The organism is Paenibacillus sp. An7 (genome assembly GCF_009870785.1).
Lineage (GTDB): Bacteria > Bacillota > Bacilli > Paenibacillales > Paenibacillaceae > Paenibacillus.
On the sequence record NZ_WTWX01000049.1, the window covers coordinates 1 to 4,573 of the forward strand.

General features: G+C 32.1%; 5 protein-coding genes. All 5 read right to left on the bottom strand.

Translation table 11 applies throughout. The features are described 5' to 3' along the window. Positions 1-589 precede the first annotated feature (589 nt). On the bottom strand, positions 590-1,183 hold the full coding sequence (locus GQY27_RS20885) for a hypothetical protein (protein ID WP_160037191.1): 594 nt from the start codon (positions 1,181-1,183) through the stop codon (positions 590-592). 94 nt (positions 1,184-1,277) lie between these two features. Next, the gene (locus GQY27_RS20890; RefSeq protein WP_160037192.1) at positions 1,278-1,835 is read right to left on the bottom strand and encodes a hypothetical protein; all 558 of its coding nucleotides are present in this window, start codon (positions 1,833-1,835) and stop codon (positions 1,278-1,280) included. A 166-nt stretch (positions 1,836-2,001) separates the two neighbouring features. Then, positions 2,002-2,205: a hypothetical protein gene (locus GQY27_RS20895; protein ID WP_160037193.1), complete on the bottom strand. Its 204-nt coding sequence runs from the start codon at positions 2,203-2,205 to the stop codon at positions 2,002-2,004. A 156-nt stretch (positions 2,206-2,361) separates the two neighbouring features. Beyond that, entirely contained in the window at positions 2,362-2,685 is a 324-nt protein-coding gene (locus GQY27_RS20900) for a hypothetical protein (protein WP_160037194.1), read from the bottom strand. 453 nt (positions 2,686-3,138) lie between these two features. Further along, a complete protein-coding gene (locus GQY27_RS20905; protein ID WP_160037195.1) occupies positions 3,139-3,711 on the bottom strand; it encodes a hypothetical protein in 573 nt (190 codons plus the stop codon). Positions 3,712-4,573: the final 862 nt, after the last annotated feature.

The following is a 4,573-nucleotide window of genomic DNA, read 5'->3' on the forward strand; positions in this document are numbered from 1 at the left end:
TTTATTATTATGAAATAGTTGATGAAGATGAAAATAAAATTGAACAACTTGGAATGACTGGAACAGATATTAAGCATAAAAATTTTCCATAAAAATATTAGATTGTATAATATATAATTTTATTATCTATTACTTATACATAAACAGATACAAAGAATGTAGAGCGCAAGTGGGTATGAAATAGTGCAACTGTTATAAGAGCAGCAAATAGTGTATTTGTTGCCCTAGCGCTTTCTTCTCTTAGCCGGAAGGATTGTGCTTTTTTCTTTTTTTAACTGTACTAGTGGCAGAGGTAATAAAGTAGATCTAACACTATAAATTTACTGGCTCATGAGACATATCATTAAGAACTCTCATTCAACTAATGCTGCCCTACTGCCGGTTTGATAATTAAAAGGGAGCAGTTGCCAACTGGCAAGCTGCTCCCTGCTGTGTTCAGCTATCGTTTTCTCGTTAGTTGAATGATACAGATATTGTCTTGGCCTTGAACAGATCTTGATTCCTTATAATAAATTTTTCCTTGTTTGATTGATGACACTTTGCAAGGATAAAAAGCCTTTCCCACTTTATTATGAAAAGAAGAGAACATTTAGTTAGGAATTTTTTCAAGCTCAAAAATAGCTGCCTCTGATAACAAGATAAGCCTATCGTTATTAACAACAAAAAAACTTACACTTACAGGTATGCTAAGTTTTGTAGAAGGGTCACTTATATCTATTGTTTGTACTGCATCATTTATATTTAAGTCTGAGATATCTATTTTATATAATCTATAAAAAGAGTCAGAGTTATAGCATGTCGCTGTAATCTCATATAATGGATTTTTTAGTTCATATTGATAATTGCTATATTTTTTAAGTCCTTTTGATGAAAAAAGGTCTTTTTTGATTATAATTTTATCTCCAATAAATTTTTGCCCTGTTGGATATTCAGAAGCATCATTATATGACTTTGCAAATCCTAAAAGCTTTTCAACTTTCCAAATTCCATAGAAATATTTTTCAGTTTCACTATCTAAACTTATACGTTCTACAGTACAATATTCGGATGTGTTTTTTGGAATAATAGACTCTTCCGTTTCAGATTTAGGCTCACTAGAAGTATTTGGATTTGATGTCGTCTCAACATTTCCACAAGCCGATATCAACATTATCATAATACAAGCCAATATTGTTTTTTTCATATCTCACACTCCTAAGCGGCTGCTTACATGTTCTTATTTAATTAACGTTTTTCCATTAGAAAAATAGCGTTAATACATCCACAATCTGCTTTTCTTAATCATAACCACCTTCCGCCTCAGGCAATGCTTTATATACGTCTTTGCCATTAACGATCAGTTGGATATATGTTCTTAAGTCTAATAATAATTTTTCATCGTTACTCACACTACAATGCTGGTCCGTCCACGAGAATGTTTTCGTTTCACTATTTATAGTAATTTTCCAGCTATCTGTATTACTGGGAGTCTTGGCACAGTCCCCTTGCTGCGAAAATTCATTTATTCTCATAATGTTTATTTCTTTCATTTTTTTATAAATACTTTGCATTTCGTCTTGGCTAAATGAAAAGTCTGCCTTTGCTGTACCTTTTATAATCAAATCTTTTGTAACAGAATTGTTATAGGTATTTATTTCATTTTTATTTACTTCACCATACCCGTAGCTGAGCGAGAAGTTGAAATCCTCAGGCATTTCCTCAGGCATTTCTTTAGACAGTTGATTTATCTGACTAATCTTAGTTTTTGTGTCTGAACCTCGACTTAAATCCGAATTATGATCACAACCAGAAATGCTCAACAATGAAATTATTATTCCAAAAAGAAACCTTCTCATACAAATCCCCCCAGCTATATTGTTAACGTTTATTAGGTGGGATTTGTTGCATTAAACTGCCGGTTTACATAACAAAAAGGGAGCAGCTGCCAACTGGCTAGCTGCTCCCTGCTGTGTTCAACTAACGTGTTCAACTATCGTTTTACCGTTAGTTCAAATGAGTAGTTCATTTTTTTAATTGAGTAATTTTTCTTAGAATTACTACTGTACAGACAGATATAACACTAGCTAAGTATAAAAGAGCGTATGCTATAGCAGCATAATATGTCAGTTCAGCTTCAATACCGGATCTTGTAAGAACTAAAATAATGGCAAAGCCAATAACAAAAACGACAAAACCCAATAGAGCATTTTTAATAACTTCTTTCACAAATTCACCTCCTAGGTTTATACCAGTTCCCAGCTACCTATACTAACCCGAACAGCCTAATCGACTGTAATCTTATTTATCTAAAGTTTTACGTACGCTTATAGTCCAACGGATTTATGTAGAAGATCCCATCATCCGACAAACTTTTTCTTTAATTTATTTTCTAAGTGGCTCAGTAATTTTGAGATTTTTAATATAATTACCTCTTATAAAGTTATGGTAATACGTAATGAAGTAAGTTTGATTAGTCTCTACCAAACTATATGTAGATTCAGGCACAGATATTTTTTCTCGTTCGCCATTCCCACTAGTAATTGTGATATAGTTCTTGAATTTCCCAACTTCCTTACCTTCTACCTTTGTAATAGTAGTTATACTTGAGCTATAGAAAAACAAATAAAGTAAAAAAAATATTATAAAACATGTAAATAAAATTTTTTTCGCATCTCTCTGATAATGAACCTTTACTAATTTAAACATAAGCATCTCCTTTATTTTATTAAACTTTCTTTTGTAATTGTGAACTAATGAATTTTCCCTTCCAATTTTTACTTAATCGTAAATTCTAACATATCGTCTGTTTATAACTATAGGTTAAAATATGGAAATACGATTAAAATTGTAGGTTTCATTATTAATCCATGCAATGTGAATATGGGTCCTAAACTGTCCAGGAGCTTAAAGAAAAAGCAACCGGTCTATTGATCGGTTGCTTACTTTTTCTAATTAAACTATCGTTTTTTCGTTAGCGTAATGAAGAGATGAATTAAGTGACAGTTACTAAGTGCGAAATTCCCATGATATTTTCAACTAATTAAGCATTTAGTTTAATCTTAATTATGATCTAGATGTCTTCCAAAACAGACCTTTTGAGGGAAATCCATTGGTATTACTAATTAAAAGTTTCTGAAGAAGAATGGTATATTTTCATGGTTAATCTTGAATTTTTTTTGCGATATCCAAAAGTTCTTCAAGTAGACCATGTTCTCCTGCAATACTATAAAAGTGATCTAGTGTTATTAAGTGGACTACATCTCTACTTTCACCATCCACATAAGCTACAGTATTACCATTCATTTCAGCGATTTCGACAGATTCATTTTTGTAACTATTATTTATACTCTCAAGAACAGCATCTTTATCCATATTAAGATCTGCCTGAGTAAATCGCACTGTATTTCCAGTTTCAGTATATATATTTGTTCTTACAAAAAGTCCGTGCTCGTCGGTCTTTTGTGAGAATATTTTATTTTGACTTTTAGTACTTATTCCTCCAACTGAAGGAACATGTATGTCCTCCGCAGAAACCTCGGAAATATCAATTCTTGTAGGATCTGATACTAACTCTGCTGTTGGTAAAATAATCTCAGGTACTTTATCAGATTGTGCCTCTTGAATCTTGTGTTGTGCACCTGTGTCTTCTGCAGCATAAGATTGATAAATAAATTGACCACCACCTAGAAGCATTATACTCGTAAGTCCCGTAATTATTAGTTGTTTTTTCACATTATCATTCCTCCTTTAATAGGCACTTCCTAAAGAAACACAGCTATTTCTTATGTGTAGATTACGTAATAAGTTGTACTAGCTTTGAATATCCTGGTATTTCAGAAGTTATCGCTTGAAAATTTGATAACTATTAAAAAGAAAAGAACTGATCACTATTGATATATAAACACTCAATAGAATTAGAAAGTTTAATTTATTTTTAAGAATATTTTGTTTCATAGTTTTCTAATTTCTTAAGGTTATGTAAAGGTTGCTCTATAGAGTTAAGTTCCTGGCGGCGACATTTAAGATATTTCTTCACATCACCTTTCTGCTTGTAACCAATCAACTTGAGTATTATTAAATATAAACAAACGATCGGCTAAACGCATGGCTTTAGGTAAGTTTGTTTTGTTGTGATGTTATATACCGGCCGGCGGAGAATATCCTCATGAGGAATATCATGGCCTTTGTTGTAGCTTTGTAATAAAGAATTATCAAAATCATCTCTCCTCTGTATTTTTTTAGAGGTTAGATGATTTTATATTGGATATTTATATTAATGTAATTGTAAAGATTGTGAAGAAATATACTTAAACTAACGTTTTATCGTTAGTTCAATTATCTATAATCTCACCATGGCAACCTCTTTGAGCAGTTGCTTTGTTAATGATCTCATTAAACTCAGAAATCAATCCCCTTCCAACATGTTTTTTTCCAATCCGATTAATTGCCCATGTTGCAAAAGAAATAGCCTGCTGGTTAGCAAAAAGGGAGCAGTTGCCAACTGGCAAGCTGCTCCCTTTTGTTTTCAACTAACGTTTTTTCGTTAGTTGAATCACTCAGCTTTTTGTGTTCCCAATTGGATATCTACAAATGG